The sequence below is a fragment of the Scytonema sp. UIC 10036 genome (genome assembly GCF_009725235.1).
Genome location: NZ_WJFC01000049.1, coordinates 45,624 through 71,162, shown reverse-complemented (window position 1 = coordinate 71,162; position 25,539 = coordinate 45,624). Strand labels below are relative to the sequence as shown.

24 protein-coding genes and 2 pseudogenes are annotated in these 25,539 nt (G+C 40.5%); 13 read left to right on the top strand and 13 right to left on the bottom strand.

Annotated elements, in window-relative coordinates; all coding sequences use genetic code 11:
* Positions 1-659: 659 nt before the first annotated feature.
* From efp to F7734_RS23155, 3 genes are all read left to right on the top strand, one after another.
* Positions 660-1,217: an elongation factor P gene (efp, locus tag F7734_RS23165; protein ID WP_155746852.1), complete on the top strand. Its 558-nt coding sequence runs from the start codon at positions 660-662 to the stop codon at positions 1,215-1,217.
* Between the two features lie 234 nt (positions 1,218-1,451).
* Complete coding sequence (gene accB, locus F7734_RS23160; RefSeq protein ID WP_166482085.1) at positions 1,452-1,994, top strand: acetyl-CoA carboxylase biotin carboxyl carrier protein; 543 nt, start codon at positions 1,452-1,454, stop codon at positions 1,992-1,994.
* Between the two features lie 122 nt (positions 1,995-2,116).
* The gene (locus tag F7734_RS23155) at positions 2,117-2,461 is read left to right on the top strand and encodes a metalloregulator ArsR/SmtB family transcription factor (RefSeq protein WP_038076477.1); all 345 of its coding nucleotides are present in this window, start codon (positions 2,117-2,119) and stop codon (positions 2,459-2,461) included.
* 91 nt (positions 2,462-2,552) lie between these two features.
* Here the strand turns inward: F7734_RS23155 and F7734_RS23150 are convergent, their stop codons facing one another.
* The 3 genes from F7734_RS23150 to F7734_RS23140 form a co-directional block, all read right to left on the bottom strand.
* A complete protein-coding gene (locus F7734_RS23150) occupies positions 2,553-3,158 on the bottom strand; it encodes a GerMN domain-containing protein (protein ID WP_155746850.1) in 606 nt (201 codons plus the stop codon).
* Positions 3,159-3,230: 72 nt separating this feature from the next.
* Positions 3,231-4,037: a DUF2993 domain-containing protein gene (locus tag F7734_RS23145; RefSeq protein WP_155746849.1), complete on the bottom strand. Its 807-nt coding sequence runs from the start codon at positions 4,035-4,037 to the stop codon at positions 3,231-3,233.
* A 71-nt stretch (positions 4,038-4,108) separates the two neighbouring features.
* Complete coding sequence (locus tag F7734_RS23140) at positions 4,109-5,908, bottom strand: proline--tRNA ligase (protein WP_207714183.1); 1,800 nt, start codon at positions 5,906-5,908, stop codon at positions 4,109-4,111.
* A gap of 144 nt (positions 5,909-6,052) precedes the next feature.
* Between F7734_RS23140 and F7734_RS23135 the strand changes: the two genes are divergently transcribed.
* A complete protein-coding gene (locus F7734_RS23135; protein ID WP_155746848.1) occupies positions 6,053-7,435 on the top strand; it encodes a 1-acyl-sn-glycerol-3-phosphate acyltransferase in 1,383 nt (460 codons plus the stop codon).
* A gap of 19 nt (positions 7,436-7,454) precedes the next feature.
* On the opposite strand, the gene F7734_RS23130 is transcribed toward F7734_RS23135, so the two are convergent.
* On the bottom strand, positions 7,455-7,904 hold the full coding sequence (locus F7734_RS23130) for a PIN domain-containing protein (protein ID WP_155746847.1): 450 nt from the start codon (positions 7,902-7,904) through the stop codon (positions 7,455-7,457).
* On the bottom strand, positions 7,871-8,134 hold the full coding sequence (locus F7734_RS23125; protein ID WP_155746846.1) for a hypothetical protein: 264 nt from the start codon (positions 8,132-8,134) through the stop codon (positions 7,871-7,873). Before F7734_RS23125 ends, F7734_RS23130 begins: the two co-directional genes overlap by 34 nt.
* A gap of 487 nt (positions 8,135-8,621) precedes the next feature.
* Here F7734_RS23125 and F7734_RS23120 point away from each other — a divergent pair, with 487 nt between their 5' ends.
* Both F7734_RS23120 and F7734_RS23115 read left to right on the top strand, forming a co-directional pair.
* Complete coding sequence (locus F7734_RS23120; protein ID WP_155746845.1) at positions 8,622-9,548, top strand: DNA adenine methylase; 927 nt, start codon at positions 8,622-8,624, stop codon at positions 9,546-9,548.
* A 196-nt stretch (positions 9,549-9,744) separates the two neighbouring features.
* Positions 9,745-10,497 (top strand): annotated as a pseudogene (locus F7734_RS23115) (type II restriction endonuclease); the annotation flags it as partial.
* A gap of 13 nt (positions 10,498-10,510) precedes the next feature.
* On the opposite strand, the gene F7734_RS23110 reads toward F7734_RS23115, so the two are convergent.
* Together F7734_RS23110 and F7734_RS23105 are read right to left on the bottom strand one after the other, a co-directional pair.
* Entirely contained in the window at positions 10,511-11,122 is a 612-nt protein-coding gene (locus F7734_RS23110) for a hypothetical protein (RefSeq protein ID WP_155746844.1), read from the bottom strand.
* Between the two features lie 23 nt (positions 11,123-11,145).
* Positions 11,146-11,730 (bottom strand): Uma2 family endonuclease, encoded by a 585-nt coding sequence (locus F7734_RS23105; protein ID WP_155746843.1) that lies wholly within the window; start codon positions 11,728-11,730, stop codon positions 11,146-11,148.
* A 261-nt stretch (positions 11,731-11,991) separates the two neighbouring features.
* Between F7734_RS23105 and F7734_RS23100 the strand changes: the two genes are divergently transcribed.
* A complete protein-coding gene (locus F7734_RS23100; protein ID WP_155746842.1) occupies positions 11,992-12,849 on the top strand; it encodes an FAD-dependent oxidoreductase in 858 nt (285 codons plus the stop codon).
* 199 nt (positions 12,850-13,048) lie between these two features.
* On the opposite strand, the gene F7734_RS23095 is transcribed toward F7734_RS23100, so the two are convergent.
* Positions 13,049-14,401 carry a hypothetical protein gene (locus F7734_RS23095; protein WP_166482084.1) on the bottom strand — a complete coding sequence of 451 codons (1,353 nt, stop codon included), beginning with the start codon at positions 14,399-14,401 and terminating at the stop codon, positions 13,049-13,051.
* A gap of 60 nt (positions 14,402-14,461) precedes the next feature.
* Here F7734_RS23095 and F7734_RS23090 point away from each other — a divergent pair, with 60 nt between their 5' ends.
* Together F7734_RS23090 and F7734_RS23085 are read left to right on the top strand one after the other, a co-directional pair.
* Positions 14,462-14,647: a hypothetical protein gene (locus tag F7734_RS23090; protein ID WP_017743707.1), complete on the top strand. Its 186-nt coding sequence runs from the start codon at positions 14,462-14,464 to the stop codon at positions 14,645-14,647.
* Positions 14,648-14,670: 23 nt separating this feature from the next.
* Positions 14,671-15,195, top strand: a complete 525-nt coding sequence (locus tag F7734_RS23085; RefSeq protein WP_166482091.1) for an FAD-dependent oxidoreductase — start codon at positions 14,671-14,673, stop codon at positions 15,193-15,195.
* A gap of 38 nt (positions 15,196-15,233) precedes the next feature.
* Here the strand turns inward: F7734_RS23085 and F7734_RS66225 are convergent, their stop codons facing one another.
* Both F7734_RS66225 and F7734_RS62190 read right to left on the bottom strand, forming a co-directional pair.
* On the bottom strand, positions 15,234-16,205 hold the full coding sequence (locus F7734_RS66225; RefSeq protein WP_347566267.1) for a CocE/NonD family hydrolase: 972 nt from the start codon (positions 16,203-16,205) through the stop codon (positions 15,234-15,236).
* Between the two features lie 93 nt (positions 16,206-16,298).
* Positions 16,299-16,610 carry a hypothetical protein gene (locus F7734_RS62190; protein WP_207714181.1) on the bottom strand — a complete coding sequence of 104 codons (312 nt, stop codon included), beginning with the start codon at positions 16,608-16,610 and terminating at the stop codon, positions 16,299-16,301.
* Between the two features lie 168 nt (positions 16,611-16,778).
* Here F7734_RS62190 and F7734_RS23075 point away from each other — a divergent pair.
* Positions 16,779-17,096 (top strand): annotated as a pseudogene (locus tag F7734_RS23075) (sensor histidine kinase); the annotation flags it as partial.
* Between the two features lie 190 nt (positions 17,097-17,286).
* Here F7734_RS23075 and F7734_RS23070 read toward each other — a convergent pair.
* Together F7734_RS23070 and F7734_RS23065 are read right to left on the bottom strand one after the other, a co-directional pair.
* Positions 17,287-18,045: a circadian clock KaiB family protein gene (locus F7734_RS23070; RefSeq protein WP_155746840.1), complete on the bottom strand. Its 759-nt coding sequence runs from the start codon at positions 18,043-18,045 to the stop codon at positions 17,287-17,289.
* A 74-nt stretch (positions 18,046-18,119) separates the two neighbouring features.
* Complete coding sequence (locus F7734_RS23065) at positions 18,120-19,442, bottom strand: type IV pilus twitching motility protein PilT (protein WP_155746839.1); 1,323 nt, start codon at positions 19,440-19,442, stop codon at positions 18,120-18,122.
* Between the two features lie 743 nt (positions 19,443-20,185).
* Here F7734_RS23065 and F7734_RS23060 point away from each other — a divergent pair.
* The 3 genes from F7734_RS23060 (at position 20,186) to F7734_RS23050 (ending at position 23,976) form a co-directional block, all read left to right on the top strand.
* A complete protein-coding gene (locus F7734_RS23060; RefSeq protein WP_155746838.1) occupies positions 20,186-20,563 on the top strand; it encodes a hypothetical protein in 378 nt (125 codons plus the stop codon).
* A gap of 343 nt (positions 20,564-20,906) precedes the next feature.
* Entirely contained in the window at positions 20,907-22,022 is a 1,116-nt protein-coding gene (wecB, locus tag F7734_RS23055) for a UDP-N-acetylglucosamine 2-epimerase (non-hydrolyzing) (protein WP_155746837.1), read from the top strand.
* Positions 22,023-22,473: 451 nt separating this feature from the next.
* Positions 22,474-23,976, top strand: a complete 1,503-nt coding sequence (locus F7734_RS23050) for an ATP-binding protein (RefSeq protein WP_155746836.1) — start codon at positions 22,474-22,476, stop codon at positions 23,974-23,976.
* 173 nt (positions 23,977-24,149) lie between these two features.
* Here F7734_RS23050 and F7734_RS63755 read toward each other — a convergent pair whose 3' ends face one another.
* Complete coding sequence (locus F7734_RS63755) at positions 24,150-25,256, bottom strand: peptidoglycan-binding protein (protein WP_347566265.1); 1,107 nt, start codon at positions 25,254-25,256, stop codon at positions 24,150-24,152.
* Positions 25,257-25,539: the final 283 nt, after the last annotated feature.

Below are 25,539 nucleotides of genomic sequence, written 5' to 3'. Positions count from 1 at the left end.
GTCCCAGACCCCCCAACTCGTCCCAGCCCCCCCAACTCGTTCCCAGGCGGAGCCTGGGAATGCCTGATTGGGAGGCGGAGCCTCCTGTCTTAGACCCGCTACGCTCTACAGAGCCTGCTGTACTGCATTCTGTGCCAGAACGAAAGAGTGCTACATGAGGGGTCTCACTCCCCACTGACCAGCTGTATCCGCAGAAGTTGTCGGGAATCTGGGCACAACACCCATATTTATATCTATTTGTCAAGACTTTTAGTTCTGATGCTACATTATGCTGAAGAATCTATTTTTTATTCATTTTTTATTTTTCAAAACAGATGCAGTTATCAGATATTCCTAACCTTTTTGTACCACTGGTGCTTTTAAGCTTAATCATCATTGCTGCTGTATTTTTCAGCCGTAGCAATTGATGCATTGGGATGTGTAGAGATAATAGATAATGGAACTTCTTATGGTGAGCTTTAACCCTACTTACTTCCGTACTTTTGTTGAATACAGGAGGCGGAGCCTCTACTTAGGCATTCCCAGCCTGAGGCTGGGAACGAGGTGGTACTCCGGTCACTGTTAATGAGTACTAATTACTAATCACGAATGATTAATGTCTAATTACTGCTAATGGGGGTTAAAATAAATCCCGATTGTCTCCAAAATATGAAGGTTTCATGATTTCCAGTAACGACTTTCGACCTGGCGTATCTATAGTGTTAGATGGGTCTGTATGGCGAGTGGTAGAATTTCTCCATGTTAAACCCGGTAAGGGTTCTGCGTTTGTACGGACAAAACTGAAAAATGCCCAAAATGGGAACGTGGTAGAAAGAACGTTCCGGGCAGGGGAAACAGTTCCGCAAGCCAATTTGGAAAAAAGTACAATGCAGCATACCTATAAAGAAGGTGAAGAATACGTCTTTATGGATATGGAAACTTATGAAGAAGGCAGATTGAGTGCTGCACAAATTGGCGAACGTGTAAAATACCTCAAGGAAGGTATGGAAGTCAACGTAGTTCGTTGGGATGACCAAGTCCTAGAGGTAGAACTGCCCAACTCAGTCGTGTTGGAAGTTACCCAAACAGACCCAGGCGTCAAGGGCGATACTGCAACGGGTGGTTCAAAACCTGCAACTGTGGAAACAGGAGCAATGATTATGGTTCCACTCTTTATTTCTCAAGGAGAACGCATCCGGATCGACACCCGCAACGATACATACTTAGGCAGGGAGTAACCTACCTTTCACCTCACTCGCCAGCAAATCCCGAATTTGATGCGTTACAGGGATTTGTGTCCCTGTCTCAAAAGATAACCGACTTTACAAAAGGTACCAAATTGGAATAAGTAAGATTTTTTGGGAAGATTGAAACTGCCTCCTTCACGGGCACAACAATCTAAAATCTAAAATCTAAAATCCAAAATTGGTATGAGTCTCTCTACCACCTAATTGCATGAGGTAAGAAAAGCTGTGCCATTAGACTTTAACGAAATCCGCCAACTACTGATCGCCATTGCCCAAACAGATCTTGCAGAAGTGACTCTCAAAAGTGACGATTTTGAATTAACGGTTCGCAAAGCTGTTAGTGTGAGCAACCAGGTATTGTCAGTAGCTCAAGCGGGGCAAGGTGCGGTATCTTCGGGATTGCCACCCATTCCACCGCCTCCGCCATTGGTGGTGCCTGCGGTGACGGAACCTACTCCTATTGACCTGACGACTGCTACAAAAGGAATTCCGTCGCCGGTCAGTTCTTCTCCTGTTATTGACTCAAAACTGGTTGAAATTCCCTCCCCAATGGTAGGAACTTTTTACCGCGCCCCCGGTCCCGGTGAAGTGCCTTTTGTGGAAGTGGGCGATCGCGTTAAGAAAGGTCAAACAGTTTGTATCATAGAAGCCATGAAACTCATGAACGAAATAGAAGCAGAAGTTTCTGGGCAAGTGGTAGAAATTCTTCTACAAAACAGTGAACCAGTAGAATACGGTCAACCTTTGATGCGAATTAAACCAGATTAAGTATTAATCTATATATCGAGTCTATAAACCGCAGCTAAGCCCTTTAGGGTCTAGCAAGCTTTTCCTGGCTAAATTTAATGGTCATTGTTAAAATTTCCAGCTGCCCTTATAAATCTACCCTGATGAAACAAGCGTTGCCTGTACCACCGGAAGTTGTGCAACAAGTAGCTGAATACTTCAGCCTCTTGAGTGAACCCATGCGTCTGCGGCTGTTGCATTTACTGCGGGATGAAGAAAAATGCGTGCAAGAATTGGTAGAGGCAACACAAACTTCTCAGGCTAATGTGTCAAAACACCTGAAAGTTATGTGGCAAGCAGGAATACTCAGTCGCCGTAGTGAAGGAACTTGTGCTTATTACCGGGTAGAAGACGAAATGATTTTTGAATTGTGCAACCGCGTTTGCGATCGCCTCGCCACTAGGTTGGAACAGCAAGCCCGTAACTTTCGGGTTCTGAATGGTAAATAGTCATTGGTCATTTGTTCTTTGTCATTAGTCAAGTGTCATTAGTCAAGTGTTATGACCAATGACTAATGACCAATGACCTTTTGACCAATGACTAAAGTTCAAAATTTTGTTCGTAGTTTTCACGAGTTAGGGGCTGTTCCAATTCCAAACCTTCGCCGCCCAAAACCTCTAACTGTTTGCCGTTGACTTCAATGTATACTTTGGCATCGGGTTTTACAGAGGTAGCGGTGTAAACAACTTGTCCCACGCGACCCATCATAGAGGCACTACCACCTCCTGTCGTAAATTCTTCTGACAAGTTAACGTGGATACCATCATCTGCTACCTTCACACCCAACAACTTGGTTCCTGCGGGAATAGTTGTGGAACCAGTTCCTTCTGTTGGTCCTGCTAATAGCGTTGAAAAAGCTGCTTCTAAAACTTTGTCAGGTTCTCCCTGGGGGATTGTAAGTGCTTGTGGAACCAATGAAAGCTTTGTGCCATTGTCTTGCAACCAGTAGACTGCGGCTTTTTGCTCTGCGGGGAGTGGAGTGTTGGAGGGTTGAGGTTGTTCAGTACCACCCGGATTGGGCGTTAATACTTTTGAGTCATCTAACTTTAACAGGTGGTAAGCTATAGCACCACTGACAGCAATAACCGCAACTGAAATAGCTGCAATGATACCAGAAGAAATACGATTACCTTGTTGTTGTTTCATATTGAATTCCTGCCTTTAGGTTGAAATAGAAAAAAGTATTACTGTAAGAAGAAACCTGGTAAAAGACGTTACCTAAGAGCCTCGAGTTTCCAAAAACTTGGAGGACGGTTCTATTCGTATGAATGCTGCGATTTCTAATTCTTGTTGTTTCATATTTAATTTTAGAATTCGTACTTGTAGACCGTTACTTTCTAATTTTCCCAAATCCAATCGTTGATTGATATTGTTCACAATTTGATTTAAAAATTGTGGTGGAGCGGCTTGTCCATTGGCAGTCACCTCTGGCTCGACGAGTTGAATATTTTTGCCACCAATAATATTTATCCCTGATTCTGCCTTAATTAACAAAGATTGTTTTTGGCTTTCATTCTGTAATTCTACTTGGAAACTCAGTCTGTTGTTTGCTAAAAATTTTACACTTGGATTGACAAATTGATATACAGAGTTATACTCTGTATTTGATGAATCGTCCACGCTAATTTTCATTTTTTCCAACTGAGCTAAAAATTTGGGTGACTGTAACAGCTTGTTGATATCCTCCTGGGTTAAAACAACGCGCAAACCCGCCTGTAAAGGTCGTTGAAGTAATGGTTTTTTTCTGAGAGTACGCGGGTCTATTTCAATGGCATCGGTTTCCAATTCTAAAGCGGCAATTTGAAGATTTTGCTGCTTGAGTTGCAAAGAACGGCCTGCAACCCTCACTCGTTGGACTTTTCCCTGTAGCAATTGGTGAGAGGGAGCATTATCAACTCGTACCTGTAACTGCTTCACGTTAGCGAATTGAGAGCGTATGGCATTTTCAGCAGTTCGGTCAATCACCAATCCTATAGGAGCAATCAATCCTAGCAAGCCGGATAGGACTATTGTGAGGAGTTCCATATTAGTTAGTGGTTAGTGGTTGGTAGTTAGTGGTTAGTGGTCATTCTCCATCAACAACTAACAACTAACTACTAACAACTAACCACTAACAACTCCTTGATAGTAGATACAACTTCAGCAATGTCAATTTCCTGAGAGTTGCGGCTTTTTCTTTCAACGACTTCAACTTTGCCATTGGCGATCGCTCGCCCGGTAACGATTCTGTAAGGGATTCCAATTAAATCGGCATCTTTGAATTTTACTCCCGGTCGCTCGTCGCGATCGTCAAGTAGGGTGTCAATTCCTGCTGAGTTCAGTTCTGCATAAAGTTTTTCTGCGATTTCTACTTGTTGAGCATCTTTGACGTTAGGAATCGTAACAATCGCCTGATAAGGTGCGATCGCAACAGGCCAAATAATCCCATCCTTATCATATGATTGCTCTACAGCAGATTGAGCTAAGCGCGATACACCTACACCATAGCAACCCATGACTAGAAGTTTTTCTTCTCCTTGTTCGTTGGTATATGTTGCGCCCATTGCTTGGGAATACTTAGTACCTAATTGAAAAATGTGTCCTACCTCAATTCCACGAGCGCTCATCAAAACTTGTTCGACATTGTGAACGGCGCGATCCCCTACTTTGGACTTACGTACATCTACGATATTTTGAGGTAACTTGTATTGCTCGTTCCAGTTTGCGCCTACAACGTGATAGCCAGATTCATTTGCACCTGTGGCGAAATTTTTCAAATCAACGGCTGTTTTATCAACAAAACGTACAAAGTTAGGAACGACATCCTTGGTAGATTGAATGTGGCTGTCGGCAATATCCGGTGCAATGTAGCCCAAGGGTAATGGTTTTAGCAGTTTTGATTGGGCTTCTGCATCTGGTACCAACAGCTTGATAGCAGCTTTAGCACCATACTGAGGAGCTAGTTTTGTCAGTTCGTTTTGTAACTTGACATCGTTAACCTCTTGGTCGCCTCGGATACTTACGAGCACTAAGGCTGTCATCCCGTTATCAAAAATTGTTTGATAAAGAACGTTTTTCACAACTTGGGTGGGGGAACATTTGAGAAATTTACACATTTTCTCAATCGTTTCTGTTCCGGGAGTTTCCCGCTTTTCATAGCTGGTAAACGGTGATGGTTCTGCATCAGGTGGGAGAGAAACCGCTTTCTCTACGTTAGCAGCGTATTGTCCATCTTCTGTGTACAAGACTTCATCTTCACCTGCTTCTGCTAGCACCATAAATTCTTGGGAACCCGAGCCCCCAATGGCACCGGAATCGGCTTGTACGGCACGAAAAGCTAAACCACACCTTCGCAGGATATTACGGTAGGCGGTATCCATATCCTGATAAGTTTTTTTCAAACTTTCTTCATCTGGGTGGAAGGAGTAAGCATCCTTCATGATGAATTCTCGCCCGCGCATTAAGCCAAACCGGGGACGGATTTCATCACGGAATTTAGTTTGAATTTGGTAAAAAACCTGTGGAAGCTGACGGTAGGAACGAATCATGTCACGTGCGATCGCCGTAATCACTTCTTCATGAGTTGGTCCTAACGCCTGTTCTTGCTCGCGGCGATCTTTGAGGAAAAACATAATACCTTCCCCTCTGGTGTAAGTGTCCCAGCGTCCCGACTCTTTCCATAACTCAGAGGGTTGTAATTGAGGTAAGAGACACTCTTGTCCGCCAATTTTGTTGATTTCTTCGCGGACGATTTGGGAGACTTTTTGCAGGACTCGCCACATAAATGGAAGGTAAGCGTATACACCGCTACCGATGCGACGAATGTAGCCGGCGCGGACTAAGAGTTTATGACTGGGAATTTCAGCATCTGCTGGATCGTCCCTAAGTGTGAGGAATAGCATTTGTGACAGTCGCATCGTTTGTCCCCTTTTCAGATTCAATAATCCTTTAATCAGTTAAGTTAGTGTATTAGCTTGCTATAAATTACCAAAAGGTATAAACAAGCTTACTTTAATAAACCTTTTTAAAATGTCCGCTTGCAACCTCAGGAGAAAAGCACCTTGCCCGATATTAGTTATCAAGCCCAACCACCCTTGGAATTTATTCCCCCGGCGTTAGATCCCTTATTTTTGCGCGTTGTCCAGTTGGTGTTACCCAATTGGATACGCTGGCAAACAGCAATTAACCATATTGAAGCAGACAACGTAGAGGTTTTGGTAGATTTGTATCGCCAGTTCCAAGAAGGGAAAATTCGCTTTCTGCTGGCATTTCGCCATCCAAAGACGGAAGATCCCTTTGCTTTGGGCTATTTGCTTTATCGCATTCTGCCAAAAGTAGCACGCCAAGGGGGTATAGCGCTACAACATCCCATTCACGCTCATTTTATCTATGACCGTGGAATTCCTCTTTGGGCTGGTTCCCACGTTGGTTGGATTGTATCTCATTTGGGTGGAACCCCTATTCAACGAGGGAAGGCAGATTGGACGGGATTGCGATCGGCACGTGACTTATTTGTCAACGGTGGGTTTCCCATGGCGGCTGCACCCGAAGGAGCTACCAATGGTCTTTCGGAAATTGTCAATCCTCTAGAACCGGGTATTGCCCAGATGGGTTTTTGGTGTGCTGAGGATTTACACAAAGACAAGCGGGAAGAGCAAGTTTTTATTGTACCAGTCGGAATTCGATACAGTTATGTTGCCGCTCCTTGGGATTCTATTGCCAATCTTTTAACTGAATTAGAAACGATTATCGGTGTAACCTCATCGCCTTCCCCTGCTACCTTCGACTGTCTCTACCCTCGTCTGATGAGCGTGAGCCAACATTTACTATCTTTGATGGAAGAATTTTACAAGCGATTCTACCATAGAAAGTTGCCAGTCCCTGAGTCCGGACTAGATGCCAATGAGCTTTTTGCCGCTCGTCTTCAAGCTGTGTTAGATGTGGTTTTACAAGTTGCTGAAAATTATTTTGACTTGCAAGCTAAAGGAAATTTTAGCGATCGCTGTCGCCGAGTAGAGCAAGCAGGATGGAATTATATTTTTAGAGAGGAATTTAAGGATATCAAAGCACTGTCGCCAGTAGAAAAAGCGTTAGGCGATCGTGTAGCAGAAGAAGCGAATTTACGAATGTGGCACATGAGACTGGTGGAAAATTTAGTTGCAGTCACGGGCAAATACGTGAGGGAAAAACCCACAGCAGAAAGATTTGCTGAGACAACTTTACTTTTGCGGAATGTCGTCACTCAGATTACGGGTGGAAATCCTTTCCGAACTCCCAATCTTGGCAAGCAAAATGTGAAAATCACTATTGGCGAGCCATTGTCTGTTTCCGAGCGTTACCCTGCTTACAAAGCAAACCGCCAAGGTGCAAGACTTGCAGTTGCCGATCTCACAAAAGATTTACAACAGAGATTGGAAGGGCTAGTTTTAAAAGATAATAGCTGAGTCAACTATGCAAAATTATCTATTTAGAATTGGTTAACTCCTGAATCAACTGTTGAGGAGTCATAATTCGTGGGATAGCTACGGGAAAATCTGTAGGATTGCGAGTAATAATTGCATCAACATGATTTAGTACAGCCGTGCTATGTTGAATAGCATCTTCAAAATCCTTAAAGTTAGTAGTAAAAGCCATTGAGATGACAGCTTGGTCTACCGCAGCAATTTGGCAAAGAGTTGCTATTCTTTGCAAAAACCTCAATGTCCAGGTATTGCCCTTAGCTTTCCGGATTATGTAATATAAGTCACTAATTGTTGATGCTGAGAGATAACCCTCAACCTCTTGATGTTCCACAAACTGCAAAACTTGTTCGCTGTCTGTGAAAAAAGGGTCGCGGTCAAGTGCTATGTCAACTATAATGTTGGTATCTATCAAAACCCTCACAGGTTGTGTTTCTCCTTTAAGTATTCCCATTTAGCTTGTTCTGCATCAAAGTCTGGTGGTGTAGGTGGAGCGTTTTCGAGCAAGTCCTTCAACGCTTGGACTTTATACTCTCGTTTTTTGGGTTGTTCGGAGGTTTTGGTAGTCGTTGGAGTTGGCTGTAAGATAATGACCTCTACCTTACCAGGAGTCATATTAAGAGGTTCGTCAAGAATTAAGTTACCTGACTCATCAACTATTGCTTGTAGCTTGTAAGCTTGCATATCTCTGCTCCTTTTTGTTTCTAAAATAAAACATAACAATTTGAATCTGTCCATTGGTCAAGTGCTATCATTTCTGTTGCTAATTGTGTAAATTCCCGATTTAAGTTGGCTTCGCAGTGATTGTAGTCATTATAAAGGAAGTATAGGGCTATTTAAATCTTAGAGGATGTTTTAAAAGTGAGGCTATTGTAAGAAAGCTCACGCTTGCTTATACTGAAATTTTTAGACATCAGCACCACCCGAGTCAATGACTAAAGCATATCCTAACGATCTAGTGTTTGACGAAAGACACAGAATGTATGTGATACATTAGCGATCGCATTTGAACTTTTGTCTTGATTCACATCTTTTTGTTTTTGTCAATATACATTAGTGGACCGGCGCTCTAGGCTTCGCCAACCTAAAGGTACGGGTGAGATGTGAGGCTTCTTTTGGATTAAGCTAAATAACGTTCCGATACAAATGAACTATATTTAAAATAATCAATATGTTTATCTTAGAAAAATCAATGGCAGCAAAACCTTTTCTAAAATGGGCGGGAGGGAAAGGTCAACTCCTGGAACAGATGAATAGTTTTTTTCCAAATGAATTAGCAGAGGGTTCAATAAAAAAATACATAGAACCATTTGGTGGCGGAGGAGCAGTGTTCTTGCATCTGGTTCAAAACTATCCAGTTCAAGAATTTTTTATTTTTGATATTAATATTGAATTAGTCATAGCATACACAACTATTCAACGCAGTGTAGAGGAACTAATTTCAATTTTATTAGATATACAAAATAAGTATTTATCTCTTGATGATAAGGAAAGAAAAACCTACTTTTATCAAGTGAGAGCAGAATTTAATTGGCGACGCAAAGAAATAGATTCAACCAAATATAATTCAGAATGGATTGAGAGAACTGCACAAATCATTTTCCTAAACCGTACTTGTTTCAATGGACTTTTTAGAGTGAATTCAAACGGAAGTTTTAATGTTCCAGTAGGTAGATATAAAAACCCTAATATATGCGATAAAACCAATTTAAAAGCTGTGTCTGAAGCTCTTCAAAAAACTCAAATTCATTATGGAGATTTTAGTGAGTGTGAACAATATGTAGATAGTAATACCTTTGTGTATTTCGATCCACCTTATAGACCAATTAGTAAAACGTCTAACTTTACCTCTTACTCACAAAATATATTTAGCGATTCCGAACAATTAAGATTGCGAGACTTTTTCCAATCCCTTGATGCAAAGGGAGCTAAATTACTTTTAAGTAACTCCGATCCTAAAAATGAAGATATTAACGATAATTTTTTTGAAAATTCCTATGCTGGTTACCGTATTGAAAGAGTCATGGCTTCACGCAATATTAATTGTGATGCTTCAAAGCGGAAACAAATTAAGGAAATTTTAATTATGAATTACTAAAAACAAGGATAACTCAGATAATATGAAGTTCCATGATGTTTTTCAAACTTATCTACATTGCTCCGATGAGGCTCAAGTCTTTCAATACTTAAAGAATACTCTAACTGATTCTATAACTCTTTGGAACTATTTTGTAAGTTGGCAGAAAGTATTACAAAATTTTAAAAAGGTGGAGATGCATTGAAATACATTAAATTATTTAGTGGGTAAAGATGATGTAGAAGATGAATTTTGTCTCCTACTTCAAAATTATCCCGAGATCATTGATGCTATTCCAATTCTAATTGCTTGTCGTACTTCAAGTTTCAAAATTTTAACTGACTACAGTAGTGGAAATTTTCACTATGACTTGTTTGATTTTAAAAAGAAAAGCCAATTAACTATGAATGAAATTCACCAAGCTTTAGAATTTGTCAAGAAAACAGGAGTACTAGAACTCTTCAAAAATAAAACAATTAAGTCAATACCAGATTATGTTCTTGGTATTGAAGTAGGTTTAGATAGCAATGGTAGAAAAAATCGTGGTGGTAATACCATGGAAACAATTGTAAAAAACTTAATGACATCAATTTGTCAAGAAAATAATTTTCCATTTATAGAACAAGCTACATCTGAAAAAATTCAAAAAGAATGGAATTTTACTTTCAAAGTTGATAAATCTAGCCGGAGATTTGATTTTGCAATTAAAAATCAAAATACTCTTTACTTAATTGAAACAAATTTCTATGGTGGACCTGGTTCTAAACTCAAGGCAACAGCTGGAGAATATAAATCTCTCTTTGACTTTGTTTCTTTACAAGAACATAAATTTATTTGGATTACCGATGGATTGGGATGGAAGACTATACTACGTCCATTAGAGGAAACTTTTAACCACATTGACTACACATTAAATCTTAATATGATTGCTACAGGACTGCTTTCAGCAATCATCGTAGAAAAGCTTTAATTTTAATTAAAAATTATATTAGTGCAGCTAGTAAAATTCTGACAACATCTTCCAATTCCTCCGTGACTCGGTAAAGATTAATTCCTTCTTCAATGAGTTTTTGTTGTCGATATAAAATTCCAAATTGCCAAATATTGCCTGTTGTTACTGCTCCAATTATTTCGAGTTGATTTGAATCTGTCCATTGATCGAGCGCTATCATTTCTGTTGCTAATTGTGTAAATCCCCGATTTAAGTCGGCTTGTTTAGCTTCAATAACAATTAAATTAGTTGAAGAACGTAAATAATAATCTAAATTTCCTTGGAGTTGGTTATTAACTTTAATATTATATTCAATTCGCAATTTAGCACGAGAATAATGAATTAAATCTGTTATGGTCGGTGCGATAAGCATTTCCCGACGAGTTGCTTCATTTTCTAAATCTACGTAAGGTAATACTTCTTCAATGCGTTGTTTCAAATCAGATATTCGGTCTAGAGTTCCAGAATATTTTGGTAAAGAGAGGAACTTGCGCTCGAAAGAATAACCAAATTCAGCTACTAAATCATCAACAGGAAATCCTAATTCAAAATAATTTCTAAAAGTATATGAACGCGTCAAATCAAGCAATGGTTGACGACTCATTTCATACCTCCATATAGTTAATTCTAATGTTGTATGGCAGGAAATACTTTAGATAAATCCAGAATTAAATCGGAAAAATAGGAAATATTTACAGTTTCATTAGGTAGAAAAATTATCTTTTTTCGATACCCAAACTTACCTTGCAAATTTTGGTAAGGTTCGCTGTAGCATTCCAAGCAATTATCTATAAGATTAAATATCCAATAATCTGAAATACCCCCTTGAGCGTAAATTGTTAATTTAACTTCTTGGTCGTATTTTAAAGAAGAATCAGCAATCTCAATTAAAAGTAAAACATCGGAGGGTAAGGGATGAGTACTGAGATAATCATCTTCTCGATTTTTTACGATCGCTCTATCTGGTTCCGGCTCGTTATATTCAGAAATAACGATTGGTTGTTGTCCTCTTAATGTTGCACGTTTCCCAACTAGTTCATACAACTGTCTTTCTAATCGAGTTTCACAAACAGAATGTCTTGTACCTTTCGAAACCATAGAAATGATTTCTCCATCGATCAGCTCAACTCGCTCATTTTCCCTAAAGAATTCTAGTTTTGCCAGACGTTCATATTCAGATATCGTAAAGCGTTTCGCAGTAGTTATATTCATAAGAAAGGAAGTATAGGACTATTTAGATCTTAATCTACATAAATATTTGTGAAATTATAACACGCTCCCAAGTAATCTTGTACAAAAAATGACAATAAATTCTTTCTTGGGACATACTAATTTAGTATTGATGACGCTCCATTAGTCAGACGTAATTTTTCATCCAAATTCTTAAGCTGGAGGCTGTCAGTAAATAGCAGTAATTTTACGTAGTGCGCGTGACGTTAATTGCTCAAAGAGTGTAATTCAGGTCTATTCATCATGCCATTTGACTACGACCTTTTGATAATTGGTACTGGCTCTGGAGGAATTGCAGCAGCTGAAAGAGCAGCAAGCTATGGGGTACGGGTAGCGATCGCAGAACAAGCCAAGGTTGGCGGCGCTTGCATCAACTACGGCTGTATCCCTGAAAAATTGCTGGATTATGCTGCTAACTACAAACAGTTAGATAAAGTAGCTAGCAGTTATGGGTGGGATAATGTAACTCGTCACTTTAACTGGTCACATTTTGTAAATGCTAAAAACCGTCACCTCCAGCATCTCAACCAATTGCACTTGCACAATCTCCAAAACTCAGGAGCCGAGTTTATTCAGGGACAAGCAGCGTTTTTAGATGCTCATACAGTGCTCGTTGCAAATAGAGCAATAACTGCTGACAAAATTTTGATTGCAGTAGGCGCAAAACCCGTCTTACCTGAAATCCCAGGAATCGAATTTGCTATTACCTGGCGCGAACTTTATAACTTACCAGCACAACCCAAACACCTTGCTATTCTGGGTAGCGATCCGATTGGTGTTAAAGTTGCTGGAAGTATGAATCAGTTAGGCACTCACGTTACTCAAATTATTGCTGAAGAATATGTCCTCCCCGAACTTGATACTGAAATTAGCAAGATGATTCAGGACAAGACGATCGAGCAAGGGGTGCAAGTTTTCAACAATAGCTATGTTGAAAAAATTGAACGAATGGACGATCGCTTCTGTCTAAAGTTGTCCGGAAAATACACCAAACCCGTAATGGTTGATACAGTTTTTGTTGATGCGCCACGGAAACCCAATTTGGAAAACCTCAATTTAGAAAAAGTAGGAATTCAACTGAGTAACCAAAAAGTGGAGTAAACAAGAGTAAACCCACACAATTTGTTCACTTTCTAGGCTCACTCCATAGTCGCTTCCAGTAGCAAGCGGATCGTAAATCCAACCACAAAGAGCGTAGTTTGGTAGGAACCATTAGGCAGTTTACCCAAGCCTGTTACAATGAAAGTGGGAAGTTGCTTTCCCCTTTCTAGTTTCATTGCAAACCTGTACCATTACTGGCTCAACCCTTTTGGGATAGGCTTTCCCCCGTGTGTACGGTATGTCCTTCCTTTCGAGACAAGAACACGAGGTTAGTGTTATATCGTAATATTGCTTTTAGCCCAATGTTACGAGCTGCGTTCAGCCCAGAATGGCTGGTGTAACCATTGACGGTGCCTACGAATATAGCTCCTGATTGGTAGTTCAAAAAATCAAAAATAGTAACAGGGAAATTATCGGAACGCCATACTTCATTGCCCCAAGGGTCTAGCCTTGAAGTATCTTTGGGATTAACTCGTGTAGTCAAGATACGATAATCTTGATACGCAATAGAGCTAACTTGCTGATAAATTTTTGATTTTAACCAGTAGGCTCGTTTTTGGTTTGAACGACGAGAGTACTTACCACGAATCGGTTTTAAATTGCCCAGATGTTCAAATGCTATAATTGAACATCCCCAGGTTTTTGCAAATTCAACAATCCGTCTGGCGTATTCTCTACTTGCCTCAACCTCACGGTTGTGCAAGTTTTTCCAAATTGTTGACGCAAAACCCTTTTCAACAGTACCCGTCTGCTGCATTTTTTGAGCTATTCCTCCTAGTTGAAACTTCCTACGCTTTGTGTGGCTTGTTTGTTTTATGAAGTGGCGTGCAACCTCAAACACTTTACCCTTAGCGTCAACTTCCAGGACGGAACATATAGCAATATGACGATCTAAATCCATGTCTACACCCAAGACCCTAAAGGAGTCTTGAGCCATAACTGTTTTAATTCCTCCAGTAGCTCTGACGTATTTTTCTAACGGGAAAACAATTGTTACTGCATTCCCTTTGACTATTACTGATGGAGAACCTTTTACCCAATCTGCACTAATTACTGGTGCAAAGTATTGAAATTTAATCCATTTCCATTGACCATTAACCAAGATTTTGAGCATGATAGAGTGCCCATCATCATTCTTACATACCCCAACATCAAAACTTGGAGAGAAGTTAAATACTCTTGGTTGTACTGGTGGTCTATGGTGCTTTTGTTTTTTAGGGCGATTTAGCCATTTTTGGTAGCTAGTGTTCCAAGATTCCCATGCACCAATAGCTTTTCTTATTGCACAACGACGAAGCTGTGCTGGAAAACCATTGAAAGGAAATGGGTATTGTGCATCATCCCCAACGGTCAATTTTTCATAATACCTCCACCCCCCATCTTCCTCTCTTGGCAGGTTAATACCTTCCGGATAGGTGTTAATTAGTGCAAAGTAAAAATGTACAACTTCATTAAAAGCTCTTTTGGTTTCAATTAAATCGAATCCATTCCGTTCCAATTTACACTTGGCACTTTTCATTACGATCTTAAACTCTTTTTTCTTTTTTAGCACTAATTAATCACCTCCTTAATTTGTGTAATATATTATTAGTATAGCTATAAATTCTAAAATATGCAACTAGGTAAAGGAAAAAAAAGAGTAAAAAATCAGCCAGTTTTTTACGATGAGAAGAAAGAAAAACATATGGTAGGTTTAACTCCTACCGCATGGAAAAAGTTGCAGGCTATTGCCATTGATGCTGATTTGAGTGTCAGTGAGTGCTTGGAGCGGATTATTAGACAGATAGACAACGATTGACTACGTTCGACTCCAATTTTTAGATATCTGGTGTTACGACAGCATCAGGGGCGATTCGGGTTGATGAATTCAGTCGCACAACTCACGTCAACGTTTTTGCTGTGGGAGACTGTACAGATAGAATTCCATTGACTCCCAGTGCGATCGCCCAAGCCAGAGCTTTTGCGGATACAGAATTTGGCGGACACCCTCATATGGTTAGTTATGATTGGGTACCTCTATCTATATCTTCTCACCCAGAAGCCGCAACTGTGGGATTATCTGAAGCACAAGCCCGCGAGAAGTATGGGGATACCGTGCAATGTTACCGCACCCAGTTTCGCCCGTTGTTCTATTGTTTGAGTCAATTGAATGAAAAATCTTTGCTTAAGGTTGTGGTGAATCGGGATGATGCAGAGCGGATACTGGGCGTTCATATGGTGGGGGAAGGTGCTGTGGAGATGATTCAAACTCTTGCGATTGCTCTTCAACTTGGTGCAACTAAGCAGAATCTGGATAGAGCGCTCGGCATTCATCCTTCTAGTGGAGAAGAACTGTTCTCAATGTAGAACAGAGCTTATCGTTTAAAAACAGGTAAGTCAATGTATCATGCGCTTACAGCATTTCGCAGGATGGTAATTTCTGGCGTTCCTTCTGCAGGATAGCGCACAAAAGAATCTTTATCGTGTCCGGCGATCGCAACTCGAATTTGGTGACCTTGTTTAATAAGAACAGAAGTAGGTAGCAAATCACACGTTAGTTTAGTGGTTTTCCCAGGTTCTAATGACTGTCCGTCTTTTTCATTAAAAGAATGGTTGATTCCAAAAATCGTATATGGAGGACGTTCTCTAGAAACCTTCCGGTGTAAGGGACGCAACTGACCTTCGGTAATATAAGTCACTTTACCGCTTTCATCCACATCTTCCAAGTATACAAAAAAAGCACCATCGTTTTCGCTAGAAGTTGCATACAAAGTCACAACTTCTTTCTTAAAGTTGTACGGGCTAGTATTTTTTATTGTCAGACTTGAGTTACCGAAAACATCGTCTCGATAAGTCGTTTGCAGTGCTGCTTGGTATAAGTCTAGGTTGCCAGAGTGTTGTTTGACAGCTTCCGCTAACAGGTGTAAATCTTTATCTTCATCGACTGGTTTGACTCCCACTATGCCAGTATTCTTTTTGAATTGTTCGCAAAATTCTTCCCCTTGAGCAAAAGAACAAGGTGAGAAGTCAAGAAATTTATTGCCTTCATTCCAGCCTTCCAGAAATCCTTTATTCAAAAGTCTTCCGGGAAAAATTAGATGGGCATAGGCGTCAAAATCATTAAATCGGGGAACAACTGCTTTGACAGCTGGGTTGTTTGCTACTGCCAATAACTCAGCTGTATTGCCATCATAAGAAATTCCATAAGCACCAACTTTTTGCTTTGACCATGGTTGGCTAACAATCCAATCGACTACTTGGCTGTAATCCTGAATTTCTTCTGATGAGAAAGGAAGAGAAACTTTGCCAAAAGAAGCACCAGTCCCACGTGCGTCTACAAGCACCACAGCATAACCAGATTGATTGAATTTTTCTATATCCCCTTTGTAACTTGAAAGCCAATCTACAAAATTTGGGTCAGTTTCTTTACTGTTATCAACTAAGTCAACACCACGCCAGTAACGCGTAGCTCACATAATAGTGGGAATTCTTGTTCCAGATGGCAAGTCTTTTGGTAACCACACATCAATGGCAATTTTGACACCATCGCGCATAGTGACATATAAGGCTTGATTTCGAGAGTAACTGCTTGGAGTTTGTGCTGTTGCTTTCGGAAGAACAGCAGTGTTAAGGGTTAAAGTCAGTGGGAGTAATAAACCCAACACAAATAAGCCAATGTGGAACCAACGTTTGTGTCGCCTACACTGATTTTTCATTGCAATTCGCTCTTCTTGAGACGTGTAGATTTGTAGAGGAAAAGTTTCCTTTCGTTTTCTTTTCAAAGCTAGTAGCTAGTAGTTAGGGCTATGCCGCAAAATATCAAATGGTGGACATAACCCTACCTACTAACTTTTAAGAATTTGTAAGGTGACTGGTAAATTTGGGATAAACTACCATCCATGACGATTTATGGCAGTTGTTAGCAGGAAGTTAAGAGCGGTCGGGTCTTTAGCAACCTGATTTCTAACGCTCTCAAACACAATCCTCATGAAATTACGTTAACTGTTGACGCTAGTGTTAAAGGCAAGAAAATACTCTGTTGCGTGCAGGATAATGGGGTGGGAATGAGCAAACAGCAGTGCAATCGATTGTTTGAACTGTATGCACGTGGTGAAAATGCCCGATTCATGCCCGGTTTAGGTATTGGTTTATACGTTTGTCGGCAAATTATTACCGCTCACGGGGGTAAAATTTGGGTCAAAAGTAAACTTGGAGTAGGCTCGACTTTCTGGTTTACATTACCAATTTTTAACAGTCTTTCTGCTTAGAAATCTAGCATCTGAAGCAGCCCAAGACAGGCAACAAGCCGCAACCGATCGCCAAGAATTCCGAACCAAAATTAGGCGGATTTGAGAGTATTTGCCCGACAGGAATGGCGGTAGCAGCCCACCTCAATAAAGTGAGAAGCGAACGCTACTTAATTTGCTATTGTATAAAAATCTTTAACAGTCTTTCTGCTTAAAAAATTTCTGTAGTGCCTAACATTTGTAAGATTTTTTCTACATTATCCAAATCTCCAGCAATTCGGCGAATTGGCTGAGGCCAAACTTTAACGAGGGTGGGAGTGGCAGAAACTTGATCCACTTCTGCTTGTTCTGGATTTGTTAAAACATCAATAACTTTTAAGGTGTAGGGATAGCCCAGATATTTTTCTAAAAGTTCGTGTAAATTTTGTAAAATTCGTTCTGTCGCTCCACTGTGTCCGGCTACAAACAGACGGAGGACGTAGCCTTGTGTCTTTGATTGTTGTTCGGTGGCGGCAACCGGTTGATAGTATAATTGTACTTGTTCGGAAAGCTCTACACGTACAACTAAATCGTGATCTTCCCAAAGCTGGGGAAATGTGGAACGATACGCTGACAATACCATGCGATCGCACAACCCTTCTGCCCAAGGAGTAGGCTGCCATGGCAGTTCTCCTGTACTAAAAATAGCATTGAGCACGGCTTGATGCCGCATTACTGTCGGGTAAGCTTCGGCAAAAACTTGTATTTTCTGAGTGCGCGGATCTAACCAGCGATCGACAGTTGCTGTATAACAAGGCACCAAGAAATGTGGAGGTTCTGGTAAATCCAAAATTTCCTGCAAAGTAGCGCACAAATGCAAATGCCATCGACCTTGTTTGCTAGGGTCGATGCAATAAATTAAATCTCCTCCGGGAGTAAACAGCGCAATACCTTTAAATAGGGTAGGGTAAGTTGGTTTGTCTGAAGTCATATAAATTATGAATTATGAAGTATGAATTATGAAAAATTTCATAATTTATCATTCATAATTCATACTTCCCTTAATTACACTCTACCACGGAGGAATTGAGCCATTTCGTTTGGCGTTGGTGACATTTCTAGGGCTGTTTCTTCCGTAATGCGACCTTCAGAGTAAAGATTGAGCAAAGACTGGTTCATGGTAATCATGCCATCAAAACTTGCTTGCTTCATCAATTCTGTAATAGCATCATACTTCCCTTCCTTAACCCAGTCTTTCACAGCATCAGTATTTATGAGAACATCGTGGAAAGCAGCACGCTTACCATCTGTGGTACGACACAAACCTTGAGCAATCACTGCCACTAAAGACTCAGCAAGTGCAACCCGCATAGCATCTTGTTCATCTCCATTGTAGAGATTGAGAATACGTTCAATAGTTTTCACAGCGCTATTGGTGTGCAGCGTTCCCATAACCAAGTGACCTGTTTGTGCGGCTTTTAGGGCTGTGTTCACCGTTTCTTTATCCCGCATTTCACCCACTAGAATCAAATCAGGGTCTTCCCGCAAAGCAGCTTTCAATGCGTTGTCAAATTTTCGGGTATGCATTCCCACTTCCCGTTGTTTGACCAGAGACTTTTTACTCTTATGAACAAATTCAATCGGATCTTCAATGGTAATGATATGTTTGGCCATTTCCGAATTGATATAGTCAATCATTGCAGCCATTGTTGTTGACTTACCAGAACCTGTGGGACCTGTCACTAAAATCAAACCTTTGTGATAGTGGCATATATCCTTGAAAACAGTAGGCAGCCTCAATTGCTCCATTGTCAATATTTTCAAAGGAATTAACCGCAGTACCATCGCAGAGCCTTTTAGGGAGTCAAAAATATTAATCCGCACCCTAGCAAATTCGTACTGAGTAGCCCCGTCAAATTCGAGGTATTCTTCAAAGCGCTGAATTTCCGCATCAGTCATGATCTCCCGCATCCACTCCATAAACGTCGATTTATCGGTTACGGGATAATCTGTCGGCTGCATTTCTCCTCGGTTTCGGAAACGAGGCACTTCACCCACACCCAAGTGAATGTCAGAATACCCTTTATCAAAGGCTTCTTGTATTATCTGTCCCAGAGTTAGCCCTGAATTATTACTTTTAGGACGAGAGGAAGTAGCCATTGGTGGTGGTGTTCCAGGACGATGAGCCGATGGAGCAGATGTAGGCGGTGGTGGTGCAGAGGCGGCGGAGTTTGTTGTCGCAGTGCGGTTGGGATGCCTATCTACTGGTAATTCTAAAGTCTGTGTAGACTGACGCATCGTACTCATTGCTGGTGGTGGTGGTGGTAATGGAGGAACACCACGGGTTGAATTTGCTGTGGGATTCAATGGACGCTGTGATTCTGTCATATCTATTTACAAATAGGGCGTGTATTGGTTTACTGGAAATTCACAACAAAAGTTAAACAAAAATGCGACTTTTGATAGATGCAGCTATCCTGTCTGGTCTATCTATTAGCTGACTAGTTCTAAAAATGGAGCATAACAGCAATTTCTTTGACCGATTTCATCTTAGTGTCAATTTGGTATCATTTTTTTAACTACGGTATGTTCTCTATTAGTTTAAGAAACTGTGTAACTTGTCTATATCTTATATATTACACGTTTTACACTAAATATACTCAGTAATATTCTGTAGCTTTTATAGTATTATTAAATACACTTATGAGTTAAAAAAACTTTATTGTTATATGAGAAAAATTTTTTGGCTCTTTATGTTCATGGGCTGTGATTATCCGTAAAACCACTACTTAAAAAAAGGTCAATACCAGCTATGAATTATGAGAAACATCACCTATTTTCATAAGAAATGTTAAGCGTATTAGCGACACAGCACCTGAAATAAAGCTTAAAGATCGATACCCAATTACCTCTCTATCGAGAGGTAGATGATGTAGAGGAGTTTTCCACTAACTACTGAATCAAAGAGCATTCCATAATTGCGAAAGATTAACTGTAAAGTTTATTAACTAAATGCTCATTTTCCCAATTGGTTTTTATATACTGAATTTCTAATAATCGTTGATCCCGCTGTAAAGTAAGCGAGATTTCCAGCAATTCAAATTTCTGTCTTGATTTTGGAGAATAGGGTTATGGCTTTGTCTCAGACATCAGATTTAGGAAAGACTTACTCTTTACTAATAGTTAAAAGTTTTTTGATATGGACTTTTACATTGGCAGTGTGTTTGTTGGTTGTCGGTTTTCCTTTAGTGGTTTTGATGGCTACGATTGGGTGTTTGTTGTCAATTGTGTTGGAATCGGTAATGCCTGTTAGCGCAGTTTTACTGGTTGCAGGCGGTTTAATTATGTTTAATGTGATGGCTGTGGTGTTGGCAGCAGGGGTTCTCACATTCAAGGGAGTTCATCCTAAAGAAGTGCAGTGGTTAAGTTGGCTGCACGGAGAATCTGAAAATACTCAAGCTAAGTGCGTTTACGCTTCTTGCCCATTGACCTGTGAAATTAAGATGTAATTACCGCAACTCAATTCGACAACAGTACACCTGCCCGGTTCATCCGGGTTTTTTCATGTTTTTGTCATTGGGCATTGGGCATTGGGCATTGGGCATTGGGCATTGGGCTTTGGGCTTTGGGCTTTGGGCTTTGGTTAGCGATCGCTGATAATTTTTATTTTTTTCCTGCGGAACAGGTAGATCGTCCGTTTTGTTTTATGGAAACTTATATTTGAAATACACGTAGGTAGGGCTATGTCAGACAACAGCGATATGTGCTGGGCTTTAGCCTTACCTACTATTGACAAATGACCAATGACAAATGACAAATGACAAATGACCAATGACAAATGACAAATGACAAATGACTAAAAAACAAATTCACATTATATTAGGTACTCGTCCGGAAGCAATTAAGCTTGCTCCAGTTATTCAGGTTTTTCAAAGCTCTTCCACTGTTGAGACTAAAGTCATTCTCACCGGACAGCATCGCGAGATGGTGGCACAAGTTATGCAACTGTTCGATCTCGAAGCAAATTACGATCTGGAGATTATGCAGCCAAAGCAGACTCTCAGTGACATAACTTGTCGCAGTTTGAGGGGTTTGGAAGAATTATTCCAACAGAATAAACCAGATTTGGCGATCGTGCAGGGCGATACAACAACTGCTTTTGCAGCAACTTTGGCGGCGTTTTACCAAAAAATTCCCGTGGGTCATGTGGAAGCTGGGTTACGAACGGATGATTTGCTCAATCCATATCCAGAAGAAGCGAATCGCAGGTTGATTTCACAACTGACTCAACTGCATTTTGCTCCAACTCCTTTAGCTGTGGAAAATTTGGAACGTTCTGGTGTTTTGGGTAAAGTGCATTTGACTGGTAACACGGTGATTGATGCGTTGTTGAGTGTTGCTGCACGGGAACCTGCTTGTTTTGTACCGGGATTGGAATGGTCTCAATACCGCGTTTTGTTGGCAACAGTTCATCGTCGTGAGAATTGGGGCGAACCATTGCAAGATATTGCTCGAGGATTTTTGCAAATACTGGATAAAATTCCCGATACAGCTTTACTATTACCGTTACATCGCAATCCTACCGTGCGAGAACCATTACAAGCATGGCTGGGTAATCATCCCCGAATTTTTCTGACAGAACCTTTAGATTATGCTGAATTGGTCGGAGCAATTATGCGATCGCATCTTGTACTGACTGATTCTGGTGGTTTGCAGGAAGAAGCACCTAGTTTGGGAAAACCTGTACTGGTGCTGAGAGAAACCACAGAAAGACCAGAGGCGGTGACTGCGGGTACAGCGAAACTGGTAGGAACTGCAAGTGAGAATATTTGTGCTAACGCAGTTGAATTACTAACCAATCCAACTGCTTATGAAACAATGGCAAATGCGATTAATCCTTTTGGGGATGGGCAAGCTGCAAAGCGCATTTTACAAATTGTACAAGATTATTTTGGTATTAGTTCGTAAAATTTTAGTTAAGCAATTGTGCCAAATAATAAAGTAAAATGACATCAATGCAAAAACCCAGTTTAAAAAAGCTGGGTTTTTCCGTATTTGCTCTACTCCAGTTAATATACTTATTTGCCAAAATCATGCCCGATTTTTCTACGTGATAAATAAACCTAATGTTTAATTTCTAACAAAAAACGGACATTGATTTCATACATCACAAATTACACAAATCCAGTTTTTGTCTGAATTTCAATCCTTCTCAAAATATTTCCGAGCGCTAAAATGATAACTGAAATGTTGCTTTTGTATACTTTAAAAACACTAAAATCCTATGCTGGCAAATGCCATACTGATTAATAATTCCTATTGACATTTAGTAGTATAATTTAAGAGAAAACTCGGAAGCGAAAGTAACTACTAAATAGTTACATTACTAACAATGTCTTCATCCAAATGATTTCATACCTTGGCAGCACATCAAGCATCCCCTAGCCAATTTATGTACTTGCACACCTGTCCAGAATTCCAACTGTTTTTGGAGTACACACCCACAGCCGTTGCCATGTTTGACCGCCATATGCGTTATATGGCAGCCACCCGCAGGTGGTTAACAGACTATGGTTTCCAACAAGAAAGCTATATTGGTCGCGAGCACTATGAGATTTTTCCTCAAACTCCCGACAAGTGGAAAACAGCGCATCAACTGTGTTTGACTGGTTGTACTGAAAATTCGTCAACTGACAGTTTTGTCCGAGAAGATGGCTCTGTAGAGTGGGTGAAATGGAAGGGTTGCCCTTGGTATGACTGCAATGGTGAAATAGGAGGTACAATTTTCTCTTCGGAAATCATTATTGAAAGCAAGTACACTCAAGAGGCAGAGATTGAGAAACAAACAGCATTAGCCACAACTATCAAAGACATTTCACAACCCAATTGCGCTGAAACGGATGTTAACCATTCAGAAGCACAGTTCCGAGAACTCTACCGACATACTCGTCAAGCTGCACTCAACGCTCAAAAACAGGCACATCAACTTGAAAGAACTATAGAAGAACTGAAAAAAACGCAAACTCAACTGGTACAAAGTGAAAAAATGTCCAGTCTGGGACAACTCGTTGCTGGCGTCGCCCATGAAATCAACAATCCCGTCAATTTTATTTTTGGCAATATAGTTCACGCCAATGGTTACGTAGAGGATTTGTTAAACTTGCTCAAACTGTACCAGCAAACGTATCCCCAGCCCACACTAGAAATTCTTGAGGAAATCGACGCTATTGATTTGGATTTTCTCATGATGGACTTGCCAAAGTTGCTCAATTCTATGAAGATAGGAGCCGATCGCATTCGTGAAATTGTCCGTTCGTTACGAAACTTTTCCCGTCATGACGAAGCCCAAATGAAAGCAGTGGATATTCGTGAGGGAATTGACAGCACACTCATGATTTTGCAACATCGCCTGAAGGCAACAACAACTCGTCCCGAAATTAAAGTGATTAAAGATTATGAACCTCTTCCACTAATAGCATGCTACGCCGGACAGTTAAATCAAGTGTTTATGAATTTGCTAGCAAATGCTATTGATGCTTTAGAAGAGCAATGGATTCAAGGCAATTACGCGATTTGTAATTCACAGCTTGCATTGAGAGCTTCCGGATGCAGCAAGAGTTCTGTACTGCAAGAATCTCAAATTTTCCATCCTAAAATCCGCATAGCTACCAAGATGATTGAGAGGGATTGTATTGCTATTTGCATTGCTGACAATGGTTCTGGTATGACTCCGGAAGTTCAAAAACGCCTGTTCGATCCATTTTTTACGACTAAACCCGTTGGTGTTGGTACGGGTTTGGGGCTGTCAATTAGCTATCAGATTGTTGAAAAACATGGAGGGAAACTTTACTGTCGTAGCAAGTTAGGTCAAGGTACTGAATTTGTGATTGAGATACCTATTCATCATTTAGAAAATACTTAGTGGTTAGTGGTTAGTGGTTAGTGGTTAGTGGTTGGTGGAATGGGGATTTTTGACTAGCTATTGGGTATTTCCAACAATTAATTATGCATTGTGTACAATTCTTGTAGAGACTAGCATGGCTAGTCTTTACATTGTTTTTCCAAAACACCTAATTCTGTAAGCAGTTGATGGATTTACCCACTCAAGCCTAAAAACAATCGGGTATTTGAATCCACCACTCCAGTTACACGTAAACCATTTCTGGCTTGAAAGTTTCTAACTGCTCTTTCTGTTTCACGATTGTAGTTCCCTGTAACCCTTACACCCAGAGATCTCTGAAGTTCTCTAACAGTGTTACCTCTAGAACCTCGTGCAAGGACATCTCGACGACCTCCAATGTCGTAATTGCTATTGTAACTGTAATAGTCGTTATAGCGATCGCGGTTCCGATTGAGGTAGTTATCATCGTAGTAGCGATTGAGGTCAGAGTAGAGGTAGTCATCTTCGTAGTAGCGATCGCGGTTCCGATTGAGGGAGTCACCCTCGTAGTAGCGATCGCGGTTTCGATTGAGGGAGTCACCCTCGTAGTAGCGATCGCGGTTGCGAATGAGGTAGTCATCATTGTAGTAGCGATCGGGGTTACGGTACAGGTAGTCATCATTGTAGTTAGGACTGTAACCCGTGCTTGCATATCGATCTAATGCTCTTCTGGTTTGCGGTCCCACTCTTCCATCCACTGGGTATAAGCCGTTATTTTGCTGGAAATTTCGGACTGCTCTTGCAGTTGCGGTACCGTAGTATCCAGTAGGTGTGACTCCCAAAATTCTTTGAACTCTGCTCACAGCTGGTCCTTGAGAACCCAAACTCAAGACGCGACCACCAACACCAAGACCGGGAGTGTATCCTCCACCACCACGTCTGCGACTAATCCATTGTGCAGAAGCATAATAGCCCGTAGACAGGCTAGCAAATCCTCTTGTGTATCCTCTAACATTTGGAAGTCGCGAGCCATTGCGGTAGCAAGCTACTCTAGAGTAATAAGTTGATGGACCTGTACGAATATTGAGACAGCTACCATTTGTTCTTACATAGTATCTGCCAGGACCGGAGTAAGCAGCATAGACGACTTGAGCTTGGGCTAAAATTGCAAACAAAGCTGTAGCAGTAGCATAAGTTAGCCACGTCGATTTAAAAAGTTTTTTCCAATCTAGTGTTAATTTAAACTCTGGCAAACTATATTCGTCTTCTACAGTTGCTTCTGCGTAAGCACTATCCATCAGAGAATAAACAAGATATTCCACCAGGCACTCACTCCTTATCAACTAAAATCCTAATGAATACAGAAGTTTACTGGGTTTTGCTTGAAATTTTAATTCAGTGTATTTTACACTACATATATGATAGAGTCTTTTTACTGACGAGCGAGTTGCAAAAATAATAAGATTTATAAAAATTTTCCTGAATTTCATAACGTTATCCAGTGACAGCAAACACCACTTACTACCCTGCTTATATAGACTAGACAAGATATAGTTGTAGCAAAAGTAAATAATTGGATAGAAAACGGTGTTAAAGTACCTGACG

What these genes read in the sequence shown, in the direction of transcription:
- F7734_RS23130 (WP_155746847.1), bottom strand. Translation starts at nt 7,904, where the DNA reads ATGGGAATACTTAAAGGAGAAACACAACCTGTGAGGGTTTTGATAGAT.
- F7734_RS23150 (WP_155746850.1), bottom strand. Translation starts at nt 3,158, where the DNA reads ATGAAACAACAACAAGGTAATCGTATTTCTTCTGGTATCATTGCAGCT.
- F7734_RS23065 (WP_155746839.1), bottom strand. Translation starts at nt 19,442, where the DNA reads ATGACAGAATCACAGCGTCCATTGAATCCCACAGCAAATTCAACCCGT.
- F7734_RS23090 (WP_017743707.1), top strand. Translation starts at nt 14,462, where the DNA reads ATGCAACTAGGTAAAGGAAAAAAAAGAGTAAAAAATCAGCCAGTTTTT.
- F7734_RS23145 (WP_155746849.1), bottom strand. Translation starts at nt 4,037, where the DNA reads ATGGAACTCCTCACAATAGTCCTATCCGGCTTGCTAGGATTGATTGCT.
- F7734_RS23060 (WP_155746838.1), top strand. Translation starts at nt 20,186, where the DNA reads ATGGCTTTGTCTCAGACATCAGATTTAGGAAAGACTTACTCTTTACTA.
- F7734_RS23140 (WP_207714183.1), bottom strand. Translation starts at nt 5,908, where the DNA reads ATGCGACTGTCACAAATGCTATTCCTCACACTTAGGGACGATCCAGCA.
- F7734_RS23155 (WP_038076477.1), top strand. Translation starts at nt 2,117, where the DNA reads ATGAAACAAGCGTTGCCTGTACCACCGGAAGTTGTGCAACAAGTAGCT.
- F7734_RS23125 (WP_155746846.1), bottom strand. Translation starts at nt 8,134, where the DNA reads ATGCAAGCTTACAAGCTACAAGCAATAGTTGATGAGTCAGGTAACTTA.
- F7734_RS23100 (WP_155746842.1), top strand. Translation starts at nt 11,992, where the DNA reads ATGCCATTTGACTACGACCTTTTGATAATTGGTACTGGCTCTGGAGGA.
- F7734_RS23105 (WP_155746843.1), bottom strand. Translation starts at nt 11,730, where the DNA reads ATGAATATAACTACTGCGAAACGCTTTACGATATCTGAATATGAACGT.
- F7734_RS23120 (WP_155746845.1), top strand. Translation starts at nt 8,622, where the DNA reads ATGTTTATCTTAGAAAAATCAATGGCAGCAAAACCTTTTCTAAAATGG.
- F7734_RS23110 (WP_155746844.1), bottom strand. Translation starts at nt 11,122, where the DNA reads ATGAGTCGTCAACCATTGCTTGATTTGACGCGTTCATATACTTTTAGA.
- wecB (WP_155746837.1), top strand. Translation starts at nt 20,907, where the DNA reads ATGACTAAAAAACAAATTCACATTATATTAGGTACTCGTCCGGAAGCA.
- efp (WP_155746852.1), top strand. Translation starts at nt 660, where the DNA reads ATGATTTCCAGTAACGACTTTCGACCTGGCGTATCTATAGTGTTAGAT.
- F7734_RS23070 (WP_155746840.1), bottom strand. Translation starts at nt 18,045, where the DNA reads ATGACTTCAGACAAACCAACTTACCCTACCCTATTTAAAGGTATTGCG.